The 17,538-nt window shown below is 66.5% G+C and carries 17 protein-coding genes; 15 read left to right on the top strand and 2 right to left on the bottom strand.

Annotation, left to right across the window (positions count from 1 at the left end; genetic code table 11):
* The first annotated feature begins 109 nt into the window (after positions 1–109).
* Positions 110–334 (top strand): type II toxin-antitoxin system Phd/YefM family antitoxin, encoded by a 225-nt coding sequence (locus tag P5F91_RS18975; RefSeq protein WP_277907928.1) that lies wholly within the window; start codon positions 110–112, stop codon positions 332–334.
* A 168-nt stretch (positions 335–502) separates the two neighbouring features.
* Here the strand turns inward: P5F91_RS18975 and soxR are convergent, their stop codons facing one another.
* On the bottom strand, positions 503–976 hold the full coding sequence (gene soxR, locus P5F91_RS18970) for a redox-sensitive transcriptional activator SoxR (RefSeq protein WP_145613142.1): 474 nt from the start codon (positions 974–976) through the stop codon (positions 503–505).
* A gap of 314 nt (positions 977–1,290) precedes the next feature.
* On the opposite strand from soxR, the gene P5F91_RS18965 reads away from it, so the two are divergent.
* The 14 genes from P5F91_RS18965 (at position 1,291) to P5F91_RS18900 (ending at position 16,909) form a co-directional block, all read left to right on the top strand.
* Positions 1,291–3,636: a TonB-dependent receptor gene (locus tag P5F91_RS18965; protein WP_145613143.1), complete on the top strand. Its 2,346-nt coding sequence runs from the start codon at positions 1,291–1,293 to the stop codon at positions 3,634–3,636.
* Between the two features lie 365 nt (positions 3,637–4,001).
* The gene (locus P5F91_RS18960) at positions 4,002–4,238 is read left to right on the top strand and encodes a sulfurtransferase TusA family protein (protein WP_246134578.1); all 237 of its coding nucleotides are present in this window, start codon (positions 4,002–4,004) and stop codon (positions 4,236–4,238) included.
* Positions 4,239–4,262: 24 nt separating this feature from the next.
* Positions 4,263–4,625, top strand: a complete 363-nt coding sequence (locus tag P5F91_RS18955; protein ID WP_145613144.1) for a DsrE family protein — start codon at positions 4,263–4,265, stop codon at positions 4,623–4,625.
* A gap of 22 nt (positions 4,626–4,647) precedes the next feature.
* The gene (locus tag P5F91_RS18950; protein ID WP_145613145.1) at positions 4,648–5,532 is read left to right on the top strand and encodes a phosphate/phosphite/phosphonate ABC transporter substrate-binding protein; all 885 of its coding nucleotides are present in this window, start codon (positions 4,648–4,650) and stop codon (positions 5,530–5,532) included.
* A 14-nt stretch (positions 5,533–5,546) separates the two neighbouring features.
* A complete protein-coding gene (gene phnE / locus P5F91_RS18945; RefSeq protein WP_186454955.1) occupies positions 5,547–6,362 on the top strand; it encodes a phosphonate ABC transporter, permease protein PhnE in 816 nt (271 codons plus the stop codon).
* Positions 6,362–7,153 (top strand): phosphonate ABC transporter ATP-binding protein, encoded by a 792-nt coding sequence (gene phnC / locus P5F91_RS18940; RefSeq protein ID WP_145613147.1) that lies wholly within the window; start codon positions 6,362–6,364, stop codon positions 7,151–7,153. The genes phnE and phnC overlap by 1 nt, the downstream gene beginning before the upstream one ends.
* A gap of 15 nt (positions 7,154–7,168) precedes the next feature.
* Positions 7,169–8,668, top strand: coding sequence for a 5-methyltetrahydropteroyltriglutamate--homocysteine methyltransferase (locus P5F91_RS18935; protein WP_145613148.1), 1,500 nt, complete (start codon positions 7,169–7,171; stop codon positions 8,666–8,668).
* 79 nt (positions 8,669–8,747) lie between these two features.
* Positions 8,748–9,737, top strand: coding sequence for a LysR family transcriptional regulator (locus tag P5F91_RS18930; protein WP_145613149.1), 990 nt, complete (start codon positions 8,748–8,750; stop codon positions 9,735–9,737).
* Between the two features lie 96 nt (positions 9,738–9,833).
* Positions 9,834–10,262, top strand: coding sequence for a C40 family peptidase (locus P5F91_RS18925; protein WP_277907927.1), 429 nt, complete (start codon positions 9,834–9,836; stop codon positions 10,260–10,262).
* On the top strand, positions 10,211–10,717 hold the full coding sequence (locus tag P5F91_RS18920) for a hypothetical protein (protein WP_277907926.1): 507 nt from the start codon (positions 10,211–10,213) through the stop codon (positions 10,715–10,717). The genes P5F91_RS18925 and P5F91_RS18920 overlap by 52 nt, the downstream gene beginning before the upstream one ends.
* 472 nt (positions 10,718–11,189) lie before the next feature.
* Positions 11,190–11,399: a hypothetical protein gene (locus P5F91_RS18915; RefSeq protein ID WP_145613152.1), complete on the top strand. Its 210-nt coding sequence runs from the start codon at positions 11,190–11,192 to the stop codon at positions 11,397–11,399.
* Positions 11,400–11,660: 261 nt separating this feature from the next.
* Positions 11,661–12,434: an alpha/beta hydrolase gene (locus P5F91_RS18910; RefSeq protein ID WP_246134568.1), complete on the top strand. Its 774-nt coding sequence runs from the start codon at positions 11,661–11,663 to the stop codon at positions 12,432–12,434.
* Positions 12,435–12,468: 34 nt separating this feature from the next.
* Complete coding sequence (locus P5F91_RS18905; RefSeq protein ID WP_145613154.1) at positions 12,469–13,662, top strand: efflux RND transporter periplasmic adaptor subunit; 1,194 nt, start codon at positions 12,469–12,471, stop codon at positions 13,660–13,662.
* A 52-nt stretch (positions 13,663–13,714) separates the two neighbouring features.
* Positions 13,715–16,909, top strand: a complete 3,195-nt coding sequence (locus P5F91_RS18900; RefSeq protein ID WP_145613155.1) for an efflux RND transporter permease subunit — start codon at positions 13,715–13,717, stop codon at positions 16,907–16,909.
* Positions 16,910–16,970: 61 nt separating this feature from the next.
* Here P5F91_RS18900 and P5F91_RS18895 read toward each other — a convergent pair whose 3' ends face one another.
* Entirely contained in the window at positions 16,971–17,183 is a 213-nt protein-coding gene (locus P5F91_RS18895) for a hypothetical protein (RefSeq protein ID WP_145613156.1), read from the bottom strand.
* Positions 17,184–17,538: the final 355 nt, after the last annotated feature.

The raw sequence follows: 17,538 nt of genomic DNA, 5'->3' as shown, positions 1-17,538 counted from the left end.
TTTCGGGGACAAAAGCTCACCCTCAATTAAACTGGTCTTCCAACCAGTTTGAGACCCGCCATGGCCACCGTGGGCGCATTTGAAGCTAAAACCCATTTGGCTGCGCTGCTTGATTGCGCTGCTTGATAAGGTCGAAGCGGGCGAGGAAGTAATCATCACCCGCCACGGTCGTCCCGTCGCCAAACTCAGTCCTATCGATGGTGGCAAGGATATCGCCTCAGCGAAAGCGGCAGCGTCCGCGCTGACGACGCTGCGCCATTCCATTGCGGCGAAGGACCAAACGCCCTTCGCAATGGCTGAGTTGGATGAATACCGCCTTGAAGGCCGCCGATGACCCTATGGCGCAGGCCCTGGACGCGGTCTCCAACCTCGCCCTACGCCTCTCCGTCATGATGCAATCCGTTTGGAACTGGCGTTGAGGTCGGGCCTGCCGCTCGCCACTTTGAGCACGGTGTTGCGGCAAGCAACGTCCGCCTGATGTTGCCGTAAGACCACCGTCGCCTCACTCCGCTGCCCCGCCCACACCCAGCTGCAACAGCACAGGGCCCGCCGCATCGGCGCCCAAGCGGTCGTAGGGGTTGCGCAGGGGGCAGTCGCCCAGTGACAGGCAGCCGCAACCGATGCAGGTTTCCAACTGGTCGCGAAGCTGCATCAGGCTGTCGATACGCTGCTGCAGCATGTCCTTCCAGCCGCTTGACAGGCGGCGCCAATCGGCCTGGGTGGGGGTGCGCCCGTCCGGGATGGTGCCCAGGGCGGCATGGATGTCCGCCAGGGCGATGCCGGCGCGCTGAGCCACGCGGATGATGGCGATGCGGCGTAGCACCTCTCGCGGATAGCGGCGCTGGTTGCCGGTGCTGCGGCTGGCGGTTATCAAGCCTTTGGACTCGTAGAAATGCAGGGTGGAGACGGCGACGCCGGCGCGTCTCGCCACCTCCCCCACGGAAAGTTCACGTTTCAGCTTGGGCTGAGCGGGCATGGAGTGGACCTGAACCTGAACAATGGATGAGGTTTTATAGGGCCCACCGATAAACGGGGCAAGGATGCGACGACAGGACGGGCGCCACCGCCCGCCAGCAAGCGCCTTTCGTGTCTGCGGCATCTCGCCACCGCGTCAATTGTGCAGTATATTGCCCTTAAGGCATAATCACGGCGGTCAGAAACCATTCGTTGTAAGTATAACCTACATGATCCTGTAATATCGCCGCACCGATTTTGAAATCAAATCTTAATTTGCCGCACTGCGGTAGCGTGGCTATTACCCCAGCAATTTCGTAGCCCTGGGGGAAAGAAATGCAAATCCGTCACCTGTTGGCATCGGCCGCCGCCCTGGCGCTGATGACTGGCCTGACCCTGCCGGCCTCGGCGCAGCAGGCGCCCGACGCGGTCGCCGCTGACACCGACCAGATGCAGGAGGTCATCGTCACCTCGTCCCGCCGCTCCGCGTCGGAAATCGAGCTGCCGACCCGCGAGATCCAGGCCATCATGCCCGGCGTGAACGCGGTGAAGGCCATCAACATGCTGCCCGGCGTCATTTTCCAGAACGCCGACCCGTGGGGCAACAACGAGCAGAACTCCTCGCTCTACATCCATGGCTTCAACGCCCAGCAGCTGGGCTACACCCTGGACGGCGTGCCGCTGGGCGACCAGTCCTACGGCAACTACAACGGCCTGTCGCCGCAGCGCGCCATCATCAGCGAGAACATCGGCCGCATCAGCCTGGCGTCGGGCGCCGGTGACCTGGGCACCGCCTCCACCAGCAACCTGGGCGGCACGCTGGCCGTGTTCTCCGACGACCCCAAGGCTGACGCCGGCGCGCAGGTGGAGCAGGTGTTCGGCAGCTACGACACCTTCCGCACCTTCGCCCGCATCGACACCGGCGACCTGGGCGGCGGTAACAGCGGCTACGTCTCCTTCGTGCGCCAGGACTCCCGCGCCTGGGATTTCAACGGCCAGCAGGGCGGCTACCAGGTCAACGGCAAGTTCGTGCACGCCGGTGACAAGGGCACGCTGAAGGCCTTCTTCGACTGGTCGGACAAGGTCGAGCCCAACGAGGACGCGACCTCCATCGCCGCCAACCAGGCCTACCAGCCCTATACCCGCCCCTTCCTGTACCCGGACCTGGCCAAGGCGCTGACCTACGTCGATGCCAAGGGCAACACCCCGGCGGCCCTGGGCGCCAACTATTCCAACTATTTCAGCGCGGCGCAGCGTACCGACTACCTGGGCTACGTCAGCTATGACTACCAGTTCAGCGACGATCTGGTCTGGCACAACCAAGTCTACTATCACCATGACGACGGCCGCGGCATCGTGGCCCTGCCGATCAGCGGCGCCGCCTCGGTGTTCAACGTCTACTACCCGGGCCAGAACCTGAAGACCATCCTGGGCAACACCGGCTACGGCGTGCGCACCACCGAGTACACCATCGACCGCGAAGGCGTGCGTTCCAACGCCACCTACACCCTGGGCGACCACCAGATCGAAGGTGGGGTGTGGTGGGAGCATAACGAGACCACCACCGCCCGGCGCTGGTATCAGCTGTCGCTGACCAACCCGCTGACGCCCTATGACGTGCCGGACAACGCGCTGTTCACCCAGGTGGAAAGCAAGATCACCAACGACGTGATCCAGCCCTACCTGCAGGACCAGTGGCAGGTGCTGCCGACCGTGAAGCTGCAGGCCGGCTTCAAGGCCAGCCTGCAGTTCGCCGACGGCAAGATGCCGGTGCAGCCGCTGTCCGGTTCCTACAGCGGCACCACCGTGAACCTGCCGCAGGGCCAGATCGACACCAAGGAAGGCTTCCTGCCGCAGGTCGGCGCCTTGTGGGACATCACCAGCAACGACCAGCTTTTCTTCAACATCCAGAAGAACCTGCGCCAGTACATCACCTATGGCCTGGGCGGCGCCTCGCCATGGAGCCTGGGCAGCCAGGCGGCCTTCGACCTGTTCAAGCGGACCGGCAACCCCGAAACCTCGTGGACGTATGAGGCCGGCTGGCGCGGCGACCACCCGGTGGACCTGGGCTTCATCACCGGCATCGGTGGCCAGATCAACTACTACCACGTCGATTTCAGCAATCGTCAGCTGCTGATCAGCCCGAACGCCACCCTCACCAGCTTCGTGGGCGGCGTCGGCATCCTGCAGAACGTGGGTAGCGTCACCACCGACGGCGTCGACGTGGCCGCCACCGTGCACCTGGGCGACCACTTCTCGGTCTACGATGCCCTGTCCTACAACCACTCCCAGTACGACCAGAACTATGTCAGCGGCGCCAGCACCGTGCAAACCGCCGGCAAGCTGATCCCCGGCGATCCGGAATGGATGAACCGCTTCATCGTCAGCAGCAACTACGGCGCCTTCGGCGCCAAGGTCAGCGGCGAGTACTACGGCAAGCGCTACGCCACCTACACCAACGACCTGTGGGTCCCTTCCTACTGGCAGTTCAACCTGGAAGCCAGCTACGACCTGGGCGCGATCGCCCCAGGCGTGAAGTCGTCCTCCATCGCGCTGAACGTCACCAACCTGATGGACAAGAAGGCGGCCAGCACCATCACCGTGGGCTCGGCCTCCGGCACCTACGCCATCTACCCGCTGGCCCCGCGCCAGTTCTTCGTCACCCTGAAGGCCGGGTTCTAAGCCCGCCGTCTCAGCGGCTTTGACGCGAGGGGCTGGCACGTCCGCGTGCCGGCCCTTTCCTTTACGCCTTGTATCCTTGACACCTTTTTATAAGAAAACACCGCCGAACAGGGCCCGGTACCGGGCGGGCGACCGCCGCGCCTTGACGCCCGTCCCGGCGCTAACCTAGGGTGATCGCTGAGCGTTTCGGTCCCACGTCATGCCCGGTCCGGGCTGGCCCGATGCCCGTGTGACCACGGGGACGTCCGTGGCCGTCACACGCTCCTTCCCTTCAGGAATCCTCATGGGATCGCGTGCGCCTGGGCGCATGCGCGGCGGTTCATGTCCGGGTCGGGCATGGGCGGAAAGCGGTTGGCGTGGCGGAGATGCGTGACATGGACAGCGACACCTGGGATGCCGGCCACATGGGCTGCGGCGAGCTGGTGATGCTGCTGCGCGTCCGGCTGAAAGCCATGCCCGGCGCCGTGCTGCGCGTCATCGCCCATGACGGCGGCGCGCCAGAGGATCTGCCGGCCTGGTGCCGCATGACCCGCAATACGCTGATCCGCCACGACCCCGCCACCCACAGCTTCTGGATCCGCTCCCGGCCCGATTGGCCGTGAGCCCCCCTTCACCGGAGAGTAACCATGCCTGGAAAATTCGTCGTTTCCCTAAGCTGCGCCAAGAACGACACCGACAAGGCCACCGTGGCCTTCGTCATCGCCAACGCCGCCGTGGCGTCCGACAAGGAGACGGTGGTGTTCCTGTCCATCGAGGGCACGCGCCTGTCCCAGGCGGGCTATGCCGACGACATCCATGAGGAAGGCTTCGCCCCCCTGAGGGAGCTGATCGCCAACTTCGCCGCCGCCGGCGGCACCATCTATGTCTGCTCCCCCTGCTTCAAGAAGCGCGGCCTGGACGAGGGCAAGCTGGTCCCCGGCGCCAAGATCGTGGGCGGCGCCAAGCTGGTGGAGTTCATGAGCGACGGCGCCCCCAGCGTCAGCTACTGACCCCGGGGACAAGGATACGCACATGGATCGCAGGACGTTCATCGCCAGGGGCATCGTCACGGGCACCGGCCTGGCCGCCGCCGCCCTGGCCACGCCGGCCCTGGCGCAGGCCCGCAAGACCTTGCGCTTCGGCATCGGGCCGCTGCTGCCCTCGCCGGAGGACACCAAGAAGGCCTACATGCCGCTGTTCGCCCACCTGGCCAAGGAACTGGGCGTGGATTTCGAGCTGGTGGCCACCACCGATTGGGCCGGCATGGCCGTGGCCATGGGCTCGGGCCAGCTGGACCTGGCCTGGATGGGGCCCTGGGGCTACATCATCGCCAACAACGCCACCGGCTGCCAGGCGGTGGCCACGGTCAAGTATGACGAGAAGCCCACCTACCTGGGCGTCATCATCGCCCGGCCGGACCTGAAGGTCGCCAAGTTCCCGGACGACACCAAGGGCATGACCATCTCCTTCGCCGACGTGGGCTCCACCTCCGGCTGGCTGATTCCCAGCTACTACGCCAAGGAGGTCTGGAAGATCGATCCCAAGACCTTCTGGACCTACACGGAAGGCGCGACCCACGCCGCCAACGAGATTTCCGTAAGCTCCGGCCAGGTGGATTTGGCGACCGACTTTGACCGCAACCGCAACGCCATGATCGCCAGCGGCAAGGTGAAGGAGGACGCGAACAAGATCGTCTGGACCTCCGACCCCCTGCCCAACGACGCCATCGTCCTGCCGGCCAACGCCCCAGCCGGCATGGGCGACCAGGTGCGCAAGATCCTGACCGCCATCACGGTGGACCAGGCCAAGGCCCTGCTGCCCAACCGCTACACGGGCTTCGTGGCCGCCACCCATGCCTCTTACGACATGATCGAGAAGGCGGGGCTGGCGCTGGGGAAGATCAAGGCCAAGGCTTGAGATCGGACAGGTTGATGACCAGCGGGGCGGAACAGGCGCTACGGCGCATGGAGGCGGCGGACCGGGGGTTCACGGCCCGCCGCTTGCGCTTGTGGGTGATCTGCGCCGCCTTGCTGGCCTTCTACGCCATATCCTGGCGGTTGGCAGGCATCGACCTGCACAAGCTGGCGGTGGGCCTGCCCAAGCTGGGCCGCTGGCTGGCCACGGCCTGGCCGCCTGACCTGCATGAGCTGCCCTTGTTCGCGCTGCGCACAGCCGAGACCGTGGCCATGGCCGCCATCGGCACCACACTGGCAGTGCTGCTGGCCCTGCCCATGGCCATCCTGGCCAGCCGCCCCTTGACGCCCTGGCCACGGCTGTACCATCCGGCGCGCTGGTTCCTGAACACGTTGCGCGGCATCGACAGCTTCGTCTTCGCCCTGCTGTTCGTGGCGGCGGTGGGCCTGGGGCCCTTCGCCGGCGTGCTGGGAATCGCCCTGCATACCTGGGGCAGCGCCGCCAAGCAGTTCGCCGACCATCTGGAAAGCGCCAATCTGGGCCCATTGGAGGCCGTGCGCACCACCGGTGCCGGCCGGCTGACGGCCATCCTTTACGCCCTGGTGCCCGACGTGGCGCCGGTCATGCTGTCCACCGCCCTGTTCTGGTGGGAGTTCAATGTCCGCGCCTCCACCGTGCTGGGCGTCGTGGGCGCCGGCGGCATCGGCCAGGAATTGAAGAACAGCATGGATCTGCTGGATTTCCCCCGCCTGGTCACCATCATCGCCGTCATCCTGGTGGTGGTTACGGCCCTGGACCAGTTTTCCGGCTGGCTGCGCCGGAGGCTGGCGTGATGGACGCGCCGCTTCCCCGTGTTGACGTCGATCCCGCGGAACCGTTGATGCGCGCGGACGGCCTGGCCAAAGCCTTCAACGGCCATACCGCCCTGGCGGATGTCAGCTTCAGCGTGCGCGCGGGTGAAGTGGTGGCCGTGCTGGGCCCCAGCGGCGCGGGCAAGACCACCCTGTTCCGCTGCCTGGCCGGCCTGGCCCCACCCGATGCGGGGTCCGTGCGGGTGGGGGGGCAGGACATAGCGCGGGCCGCCGGCCGCGACCGGTGGCGCCTGGCGCGCGACGTGGCCGTGGTGTTCCAGCAGTTCAACCTGGTGGGCCGGCTGACGGCCCTGGACAATGTGCTGGCCGGCCGGCTGGGCCATGTGCCGGCCTGGCGCGGCTGGTCACACCGCTTCGATCGCGCCGACCGCCTGCTGGCCCTGGAGTGCCTGGACCGCGTCGGCCTGCTGGCCAAGGCGGGACAGCGGGCGGACACCCTCTCCGGCGGCCAGCAGCAGCGCGTGGCCATCGCGCGGGCGCTGGCCCAGCGCCCGCGCCTCATCGTCGCCGACGAGCCGGTGGCCAGCCTGGACCCCGCCACGGCCGCCGGAGTGCTGGACCTGTTGCGCGACATCGCGCGCGACGCCCAAGGCAACGATGGCGGCGTTGGCGTGGTATGCAGCCTGCATCAGGTGGACCTGGCCCGCGCCGCCGCTGACCGCATCATCGGCCTGGCCGGTGGCCGGGTGATGGCGGACCTGCCCGCCAGTCTTTTCGACGCCGCCGCCGCCGCGCGTCTCTATGGCAATTGATCGGACAGCTTCCCCATGGACCCCATCGCCCGCCACGCCCACAGCCCGGACGTCTCCTTCGACGGGGGGGAGCTTGACTGCGGCAACGGCCTGCTGCTGCTGATCCGCAAGCATATCGACCCGCTGCCGCGTGGCGGCCTGCTGGAGATCCTGTCGTCCGAGGTGTCGGTGGACGAGGATTTGCCGGCCTGGTGCCGCATGACCCGCAACGAACTGGTGTCCTGGACCAAGACGGGACGCCAGCGCAGCTTCCTGGTGTGCAAGGGCGCCCTGGCGGAACGGACGGCGGCATCCCCCAAGCCGGCGGCACCGATGGTGACAGCGCCCGTCACCCCCGCCCGGCGGCGCGAGCCGGTGGCGGCGCCACTCCTGCCGGAGTTAGCGGTCATGGGCATCGGATCCTGGCCGCGGCCGCGGTGGATGACCGAGGCCATGCATGCCTATGTCGAGGGCCGTTTGCCGGAGCAGGCCTTCCATGAGACCGCCGACGACGCCGTGCGGCTGGCGATCGCCGCCCAGGAAAAGGCGGGCGTGGATGTGGTGACGGATGGGGAGCAGCGGCGTGACAGCTATGCCAGCTTCGTCGCCAGCCGGCTGGACAACTGCCAGCTCATTCCCCTGACCGACCTGCTGCCCCTGGTGGACGATCCCGAAGAGTTCGAGGCGGAACTGCGGGCCCTGGACATTCCAGCGGGCGAGGTGCGCCATCCAGCGGTGTTCGGACCGCTGGTCCGTTCCCGCCCCCTGGTGGCGCACGAGGTGGACTTCGCCCGCACGGTCACGGCCAAGCCAGTGAAGGTGGCCCTGCCCGGCCCCTATCTGCTGACCCGCACCATGTGGATGGAATGCATTTCCGACCAAGCCTATGCCAGCCGCGAGGCCCTGGCCCAGGACATCGTGCGGGTGCTGCGGGAAGAACTGGCGGAGGTACTGGACGCCGGGGCCACGCTGGTCCAATTCGATGAGCCGGTGCTGTCGGAAGTGGTGTTCGCCGGTGCCAAGAACAAACGCAGCTTCATGTGCGGCGCGCTCTCGGAATCGCTGGGGCCCGACCATGAGCTGGGTTTCGCCCGCGACCTGCTGAACGCCGTCCTGGCCGGCTTCCCCCGCGAGCGTACCGCCCTGCACGTCTGCCGGGGCAACTGGACGCCGGACGAAAGCGTGGCCCTGTCCGGCAGCTACGCCCCCCTGGTCGCCACCCTGGCCCAGGTGAGGGTCGGCGCCTATCTGCTGGAGATGTGCACACCCCGCGCCGGGGAAATGGAAATCCTGCAGGCCCTGCCGCAGGACGCCCGCGTGGGGGTCGGCGTGGTCAATCAGAAGCACGCGGCGGTGGAGGATGCGGACGCGGTGGCGGCCCGCATCGGGCACGCCATCGACCTGTTCGGGCGGCAACGGGTGCTGCTGCACCCCGATTGCGGCTTCGCCACCTTCGCCGACAACCCCATCTGCGCCGGCGGCACGGCGCAGGACAAGCTGGCCGCCATCGCGCGCGGGGCGGCGCGCTTCCGCTGACGGCCCGTCACCGCGAACCTGGAACCGGACCGTCCAATTACCTACATTGTTCCGGATCGTGTGAAAACCGGTGGGTTCCATGGACAAGTTGCAGGCGATGCAGGTGTTCACCCGCATCGTGGAAGTGAACAGTTTCTCCAAGGCGGCGGACACGCTGGGCCTGCCCCGCGCGTCCGTCACCACCATCATCCAGAACCTGGAAGGTTTCCTGGGCGTGCGCCTGCTGCAGCGGACGACGCGGCGCCTGAGCCTGACCCCCGACGGCGCCGCCTATTACGAGCGCGCCGTCCGCATCCTGTCCGACATCGACGAGGCGGAGTCCTCCTTCGCCAACATGAAGAAGAACCCGCGCGGCAAGCTGCGCGTGGACATGCCGGGCGCCATCGGCCGGCTGCTGATCATCCCGCGCGTCCATGAATTCCGCCGGCAATATCCCGACATCGACCTGATGATCGGCATGGGCGACCGGCCGGTGGACCTGGTGCAGGACGGCGTGGACTGCGTGGTGCGCGTCGGCCATCTGCAGGACAGCAGCCTGATCGCGCGGCGCGTGGGCGTATTCCAGGGCGTGACCTGCGCCAGCCCGGCCTACATCGCCGCCTACGGTGTGCCCGAAACGCTGGAGGATCTGGAGCGGCACCAGGCCGTGAACTATTTCCACAGCCGCACCGGCAAGATCATCGACCTGTCCTTCATTGTGGAGGGCGAGGTGCAGGAGGTGAAGGCCGCCGGCCCGGTGGCCGTGAACGACGCCGACGCCTATCTCACCTGCGGATTGGAGGGGCTGGGCATCATCCAGCCGCCCTATTTCATGGCCAAGCCCTACCTGCTGTCCGGCCAGCTGAAGGAACTGCTGCCCCGGTGGAAGCCTGAGCCCATGCCCATCTCCGCCGTCTATCCCCATAACCGCCACCTGTCGCCCAAGGTGCGGGTGTTCGTGGACTGGGTGGCCGACCTGTTCGACAGCTGCCCCCTGTTCAACGGCCAGGCCACCCTCTGCCCCGAAAAGCCCCCAGCCCCGGTCACGGTCGACGTGGAGGATGAGGAGAAGTGCCTGATCTGCGCCTGACCTTCCATGGGGCTACGCCCTTGGGACAGGCATTGCCAGCCCCGCACGCCGATCTACCCTAACTGGCAAAGGGAATAGATCGGTGCGGAGAAAGGTATGAGTGCCACGTTAGCTATCGGTCCCGGCGACGCCAAGATTGCCACTGTCGCCAAGAGCGTGTGGGACCAGGCCAAGGGCAAGCCCTACACCTGGGAAGGCCACACGACGAACGGCTTCGATTGCTCCGGCTTCACGATGTACGTGCTGCAGCAGGCGTATCCGTCCCGGGGCCTCACCTTCATGACCGCCAACAGCATCTTCAGCAGCCCCAATTTCATTGCGGTAACGGGCACCCCGGAGGTCGGCGATCTCATTTGCTTCCGCAAGGGCCCGGAGATTCCATACGATCATGTCGGCATCGTTTACGACACTACGCACTGGATCGGATCGCAATCATCGACCGGCGTAGCCCTCGTGTCGCTGGATGACTTCTTTTGGTCAAAGAAACCGCATTTCTTCATCAGGCTGGTGAAAGCCATCAGTTGAGGTCACCGTCCATGAAGTCGATCCCTGCGTTGAGCGTCCTCCTGTCCCTGTCGCTAGGCTTGCCAGCGGGAGCTCAGCCGGCGGGGGCCCAGCCGGCTGCACCGTTCTGGCAGAAGACCTGGACCGTCACCGCCATCGAGGGGGCGACCACCCAGGATCGGGCACTCCTGTCATCCGCCATTGGCCTGCAGGTCGTCATGAAGGCCGACGCGCTGACGGATCCCTTCGCCGAGGATTGTACACACGCCTTGAGCTATGACGACATCAAGTCCCGGCCGGTCGCCGACCTCGGCCAACATTTCGGCGGCAGCTGGAAATGGCCAGCCTTTCCGCAGCCCCAGGCCACCTACGGCTGGATCCGCTGTGACGGGAGCAATGTCGGTGCCTTCGCCTTCGTTGATGCACAGAAGGCTTATTTGTTTTATGAAGCTGGTGCCGTTCTGGTCCTCAAGTAGGTCCAGCCCCGTAGCGGAGCCTCCTTCGCGGCATTGCGGCCCCCAATGCCCCGATTATACGGTTTTTTCTAAACAGACTATTCGCATTATCGCGTATTCCGCCTAGAGCGGCGTTCGCTATGATGGAACCGTTGCTGCAGTGCCGGTCACGGACCGGTAGGCGGCCCGGATCCAAGGGATGCTCCGAGGGTCCGCCCTTCGCGAAACCGCCCCGTTCGGGGCCCCAACCTAGTCTCGCGGCCTGATCGTCCTTTTCCATTGGAGAGGGGCGCGGACGCGTTGTCCCTGGCGTGACCCTTGGTCTTGGCAGCCATCGGTCGCGCCGCCCCTTGCCTGATGCCGGCGTCATTGCCGGAACCCGCGGCCGATACCGCCGCCCGCATCCGCGCCGATTTGACGGCGGGAAACGGGACGCGACCGCCGCAGTTCCTGGCGTATGCCTGGCGTCACCCGTTCGTGAGGAGTTCGTTCGATGGCCGCACCGACCTTTGATGTCCAGAACAGCCTGACGCTTCCCACATCACTGGTGGGGGAGGCGCCTGCCTCCAGCCACCTGCTGACCCCGGACGCTCGCATGACTTTGGCCGTCCTGGCGGCCATGGGCACCGGCCTGTCGCTGTTCGCCGGACTTGCGCTGTGCGACCTGTTGCCCTTCATCGGCGTCATGCTCCGGGGTTTCTGAGTACCGCCCTCTCCCTGACAATTCGCCCTATGCGTACCGCAGCGCACCGGCCGCGGTACGCGTCGCCGTCTCCGAATGGCGCGATTGTTCTGGCAATCCGAATTGTGTAGCAGCGAAACACTTATTTATTCGCCGCGGCACCCCTCATACAGTCCACCCTGTCATAAACCAGGAGGGACGCGCCCGCGTCCGTGTGAAATGTCCAGGCCATCGCGCCATAATCCCTGTGAAACAACCGCCAGCGGCCCGGATGAGGTGTCCGTGTGCGAGACGCGCATCCCGGGCTATGCCCAGGAGGTGACCTTGCGCCTGTACCGTCCGGCCGTGGCGCGCAAGACCCTGCGGCCCTCGCTGCCGGTCGTGCTGGTGTTCCACGGCGGCGGCTTCACCAAGGGCGGGCTGGACGATGCCGATCCGGCGGCGCGCTTCATCGCCACGCATACGCCGGCCTTCGTCATCTCCGTGGGCTATTCCCTGGCCCCGGCCCACCCCTTCCCCGCCGCCCCCGGCGACGCCTACCGCGCCGCCTTGTGGGCCACCGAACACGCCAAGGACTTCGGCGGCGCCGCCAACCGCCTGGGCGTGGCCGGGTACGACGCCGGCGGGCACATCGTCGCCTCGCTGACCTTCATCGCCCGTGACCAGGGCGACGTGCCGCTGAAGGCGCAGGTGCTGATCGGCCCCATGCTGGACCCCAGCCTGACCCGGGTGGGGGACGAGACGCTGCTGAGTTCGGACATCACCATCGCCGACTGCGCCAAGTGCTACCGCGCCTATCTGCCCGAAGCGGCGCAGCGCCTGCATCCCTATGCGGCGCCGCTGGAGTCCCGGCGCCTGGCCGGCCTGCCCCCGGCGCTGATCGTCACGGCCCAGAACGACGTGCTGCACGTCGAGGCCGAGAAGTACGCGGGTCAGCTGATCGGGGCCGGCGTGCCCACCGAGGTGACCCGTTTCCCCCGCGTTTCCCATGCCGACCTGGCCGCCAATCCCGCGGCTCTGGCGGCCATCGCCAACTTTCTCGGGCGTCGCCTGTAACGCCCCGCCAACGCCGTCTCAAGGAGTATCATTCATGTCCAACACGCGCACGAAGCTGGTGCTGGCGCTGGCCGCCGGCGTCGCCCTGGTCGCCATCGGCGGCTTTTTCCTGCACGGCCCCTCCGGCGCCCAGGCCGCCTCCACCCCTGCCGCCCCGCCGGCGGCCGAGGTGGATGTGGCCCCGGTGCTGGCCCGCACCGTCGTCGATTGGCAGAGCTATTCCGGTCGGCTGGAGGCTGTGGAGCATGTGGACATCCGTCCGCAGATCTCCGGCCCCATCGTGGCCGTGAACTTCAAGAACGGCGCCCTGGTGAAGAAGGGCGACCTGCTGTTCACCATCGACCCCCGGCCCTTCCAGGCGGAGGTTGACCGGGCCGAGGCGGCGCTGGCGTCGGCGCAGTCGCGCCTGCGCTTCGCCACCACGGACCTGGAGCGCGCCCGCAAGCTGATCACCAGCAACGCCATCCCCCAGCGGGACCTGGACGATCGCGAGAACACCGCCCGCACCGCCGCCGCCGACGTGAAGGCAGCCGAGGCGGCGCTGGAGGTGGCGCGCCTGAACCTCAGCTACACCCGCGTGGTGGCCCCCGTCGACGGCCGCGTTTCCCGGGCGGAGATCACGGTGGGCAACATCGTGGCCGCCGGTGCCGCCAGCGTGCCCCTGACCACGCTGGTCTCCGTCTCGCCCATCTACGCCTCCTTCGACGTGGATGAGCAGACCTACCTGCGCTACATCGCCAGCGTGAAGGATGGCACCGCGCCGGTGCAGCTGGGCCTCGCCACCGAGGACGGCTATTCCCGGACCGGCTCGGTGGAGCATGTGGACAACCACCTGGACACCGTGTCCGGCACCATCCGCGTGCGCGCCAAGTTCGACAACGCGGACGGCCTGCTGGTTCCCGGCCTGTATGCCCGCATCAAGGTCGGCGGCAGCAGCCCGCATGAGGCCCTGCTGGTGGACGACCGCGCCATCGGCACCGACCAGGACAAGAAGTACGTCCTGGTGGTCGGTGACGACAACAAGGTCGCCTACCGCGAGGTCGCCCTGGGCGGCATGCAGGACGGCCTGCGCGTCATCACCAAGGGCCTGAAGGCCGGGGAGCGCATCGTCGTCAACGGCGTGCAGTTCGCCCGCCCCGGCGACGCGGTGAAGCCCAAGAACGTCGCCATGGCGGGCGAGAACCCCGCCGCCCAGACCCGGCAGACCGCCGCCGGTTCCGCCCTGTGAGGCGTAACCCCCGAGGTGCCTGGATGAACGCCCGTTCCCTTAGAGAACAGCCATGAACATCTCCCGCTTCTTCATCGATAGGCCGATTTTCGCCGGCGTGCTGTCGGTGGCCATTTTCGTGGCCGGCCTGATATCCGTATTCCAATTGCCCATCTCGGAATATCCCGAGGTGGTGCCCGCCACCGTGGTGGTGCACGCCCAATACCCGGGCGCCAACCCCAAGGTCATCGCCGAAGCCGTCGCGGCGCCGCTGGAAGAGCAGATCAACGGCGTCGAGAACATGCTGTACATGCAGTCGCAGGCCAACAGCGACGGCAACCTGGCGGTGACGGTCACCTTCAAGCTGGGCACCAACCCCGACCTGGCCCAGCAGATGGTGCAGAACCGCGTCTCGCAGGCGCTGCCGCGCTTGCCGGAGGACGTGCAGCGCCTGGGTGTCACGACGATCAAGAGCTCCCCCACCCTGACCATGGTGGTGCACCTGATCTCGCCCAACGACCGCTATGACATGACCTACCTGCGCAACTATGCCGTCCTGAACGTGAAGGACCGGCTGGAGCGCATCCAGGGCGTGGGCCAGGTGCAGGTCTGGGGTTCGGGCGATTATTCCATGCGCGTCTGGCTGGACCCGCAGAAGGTGGCCCAGCGCAACCTGACCGCCGAGGACGTGGTGGCGGCCATCCGTGACCAGAACGTCCAGGTGGCGGCGGGCGTCATTGGCTCGTCCCCGTCGGTGAAGGGCGTGCCCCTGCAGCTGTCGGTGAACGCCCGCGGCCGTCTGAAGACGGAAGCGGAGTTCGGCGACATCATCCTGCAGACCACGGCCGATGGCGGCGTGACGTACTTGCGCGACGTGGCCCGCATCGAGCTGGCCGCCTCGGAATACGGCCTGCGGGCGCTGCTGGACAACAAGCCGGCCGTGGCCATGGCCATCAACCAGTCGCCGGGCGCCAACTCGCTGGCCATTTCCGACGAGGTCCGCAAGACCATGGCGGAACTGGCCACCGACATGCCCCCCGGCGTGGAATACCGCATCGTCTATGACCCGACGCAGTTCGTCCGCGCCAGCATCAACGCGGTGATCCACACCCTGCTGGAAGCCATCACCCTGGTGGTGATCGTGGTCATCGTCTTCCTGCAGACCTGGCGGGCGTCCATCATCCCGCTGCTGGCGGTGCCCGTCTCCATCGTCGGCACCTTCGCCCTGCTGCTGGCCTTCGGCTATTCCATCAACGCGCTATCGCTGTTCGGCATGGTGCTGGCCATCGGCATCGTGGTCGACGACGCCATCGTCGTGGTGGAAAACGTCGAGCGCAACATCGAGGCGGGGCTGTCGCCCAAGGAAGCGACCTACCAGGCCATGCGCGAGGTCAGCGGCCCCATCATAGCCATCGCCCTGACCCTGGTGGCCGTGTTCGTGCCGCTAGCGGCCATGAGCGGCCTGACCGGCCAGTTCTACAAGCAGTTCGCGATGACCATCGCGATCTCCACCGTCATCTCCGCCTTCAACTCGCTGACCATGTCCCCCGCCCTGGCGGCCCTGCTGCTGAAGGGTCACCATGACGGCCAGGATTGGCTGACGCGCGGCATGAACACCGTGCTGGGCCCCTTCTTCCGGGGCTTCAACAAGGTCTTCCACCGCGGGTCCCAGGCCTATGGCAACAGCGTGGGCGGCGTCATCCGGCACAAGGGCATCATGGTCGGCATTTATGTCGCCCTGCTGGGTGCCACCGTCTTCCTGGGCAACACCGTGCCCGGCGGCTTTGTGCCCGCCCAGGACAAGGAATACCTGGTGACCTTCGCCCAGCTGCCCAACGGCGCCTCGCTGGACCGCACGGAGGAGGTCATCCGCAAGATGTCGGAGATCGCGATGAAGCAGCCGGGCGTGACCCATGCGGTCTCGTTCCCCGGGCTGTCGGTCAACGGCTTCACCAACAGCTCCAGCGCCGGCATCGTCTTCGTCCCGCTGGAACATTACGACGATCGTCCCGGCCACATCTCGGCCGCCGAGATCGCCGCCAACCTGCGCAAGGAATACGCGGGCATCAAGGACGCCTACATCGCCGTCTTCCCGCCCCCGCCCGTCATGGGCCTGGGCACCCTGGGCGGTTTCAAGCTGCAGCTTGAGGATACCGGCGCCCTGGGGTACGAGGCCATGGCCAAGGCCTCCAACGATTTCATCGCCAAGGCCATGAAGACGCCGGAGCTGGGGCCGACATTCTCCAGCTACCAGATCAACGTTCCGCAGCTGAACGTGGACCTGGACCGGGTGAAGGCCAAGCAGCTGGGCGTGTCGGTCAACGACGTCTTCGACACCATGCAGATTTATCTGGGTTCGCTGTACGTCAACGACTTCAACAGCTTCGGCCGCGTCTACCAGGTGCGGGTGCAGGCGGACGCCCCGTTCCGCGCCCATGCCGACGATATCGGCCTGCTGAAGACCCGCAACGCCCAGGGCATGATGGTGCCGCTGTCGTCGCTGGTCAGCGTCAGCCCGACCTATGGTCCGGAAATGGTGGTGCGTTACAACGGCTACACCGCCGCCGACATCAACAGCGGCCCGGCCCCCGGTTATTCCACCAACCAGGCCCAGGCCGCCGCGGAGCGGATCGCGCATGAGGTCCTGCCCCGGGGGATCAAGCTGGAATGGACGGACCTGACCTACCAGCAGATCCTGGCCGGCAACTCCGCCCTGTGGGTGTTCCCCATCAGCGTGCTGCTGGTCTTCCTGGTGCTGGCCGCCCAGTACGAGAGCCTGACCCTGCCGCTGGCCATCCTGCTGATCGTGCCCATGAGTCTGATGTCGGCCCTGGCCGGCCTGTGGCTGACGGGCAGCGACAACAACATCTTCACCCAGATCGGCTTCATGGTGCTGGTGGGCTTGTCGGCCAAGAACGCCATCCTGATCGTGGAGTTCGCCCGTGAACTGGAAATCCACGGCAAGACCCCCGTCCAGGCCGCGATCGAGGCCAGCCGCCTGCGTCTGCGTCCCATCCTGATGACCTCCATCGCCTTCATCATGGGTGTGGTGCCCCTGGTGATGTCGACGGGGCCGGGTGCGGAAATGCGCCATGCCATGGGCGTCGCCGTGTTCTTCGGCATGCTGGGCGTGACCTTCTTCGGCCTGGGCCTGACGCCGGTGTTCTACGTCCTGCTGCGCAAGCTGGCGGGCGGCAAGCTGATCACGCATGAGAAGCTGGATCAGCCGGCCATCGGCAGCCACGCGGCGCAGCACGCCGCCGAGTGATCGCACCCGCCGCCTTCCTCTCCCCCCCTACAGGCGGCGGTTACGATGCGGCCCAGGTCCTTCACCGGACCTGGGCCGTTTTCTTATCGGCACGCCTTTTGAGTGCCCGCGAGACTACTGGGGTCAAAAGGATAAGGGCCGAACAGATCAGCACCCCGGATATGAGCCAGCGGAAGAGAAGCGGCTTTTCGATGATCCGCATCGTGGTAACCGCGCCGACCATCCCGCAGATCGCCATGCCCACGAAGATGTTCTTGGACGCTCGTCGTGTCATGCCAGAACTCCCCACAACATTACCTCGAGCCACCGTGCTGTTTCGGTTCTCCGCGGCGATTCCCTGCGTCCCCATGAGCGGACACCGAGCGGTCGGACCATCGGTCACCGAAATATTACGGCCGGTCACGGCCTTGGCGCTGGCCGGCAGGCAGCCGCGCTTTTATGGTCACCATCATTTCTTCCCCCAAGGCTGGACCGGAAAGCGAACCATGATGCACGCGGCTGTCCAATCCTCCATCACCCCCAACTCCACCCCCACCGGCGCCGTGGCCGACGCGGCGGCCGTGCGCGGCCAGCTTAAGGCCTGGCTGGTGGAGCAGGCCTACCCCCTGTGGTGGGAGGTGGGGGCGGAC

The organism is Nitrospirillum amazonense, assembly GCF_029594735.1.
Lineage (GTDB): Bacteria > Pseudomonadota > Alphaproteobacteria > Azospirillales > Azospirillaceae > Nitrospirillum > Nitrospirillum amazonense.
The sequence above is the reverse complement of the archived record's forward strand: the minus strand, read 5'-3'. Positions and strand labels throughout refer to the sequence as shown.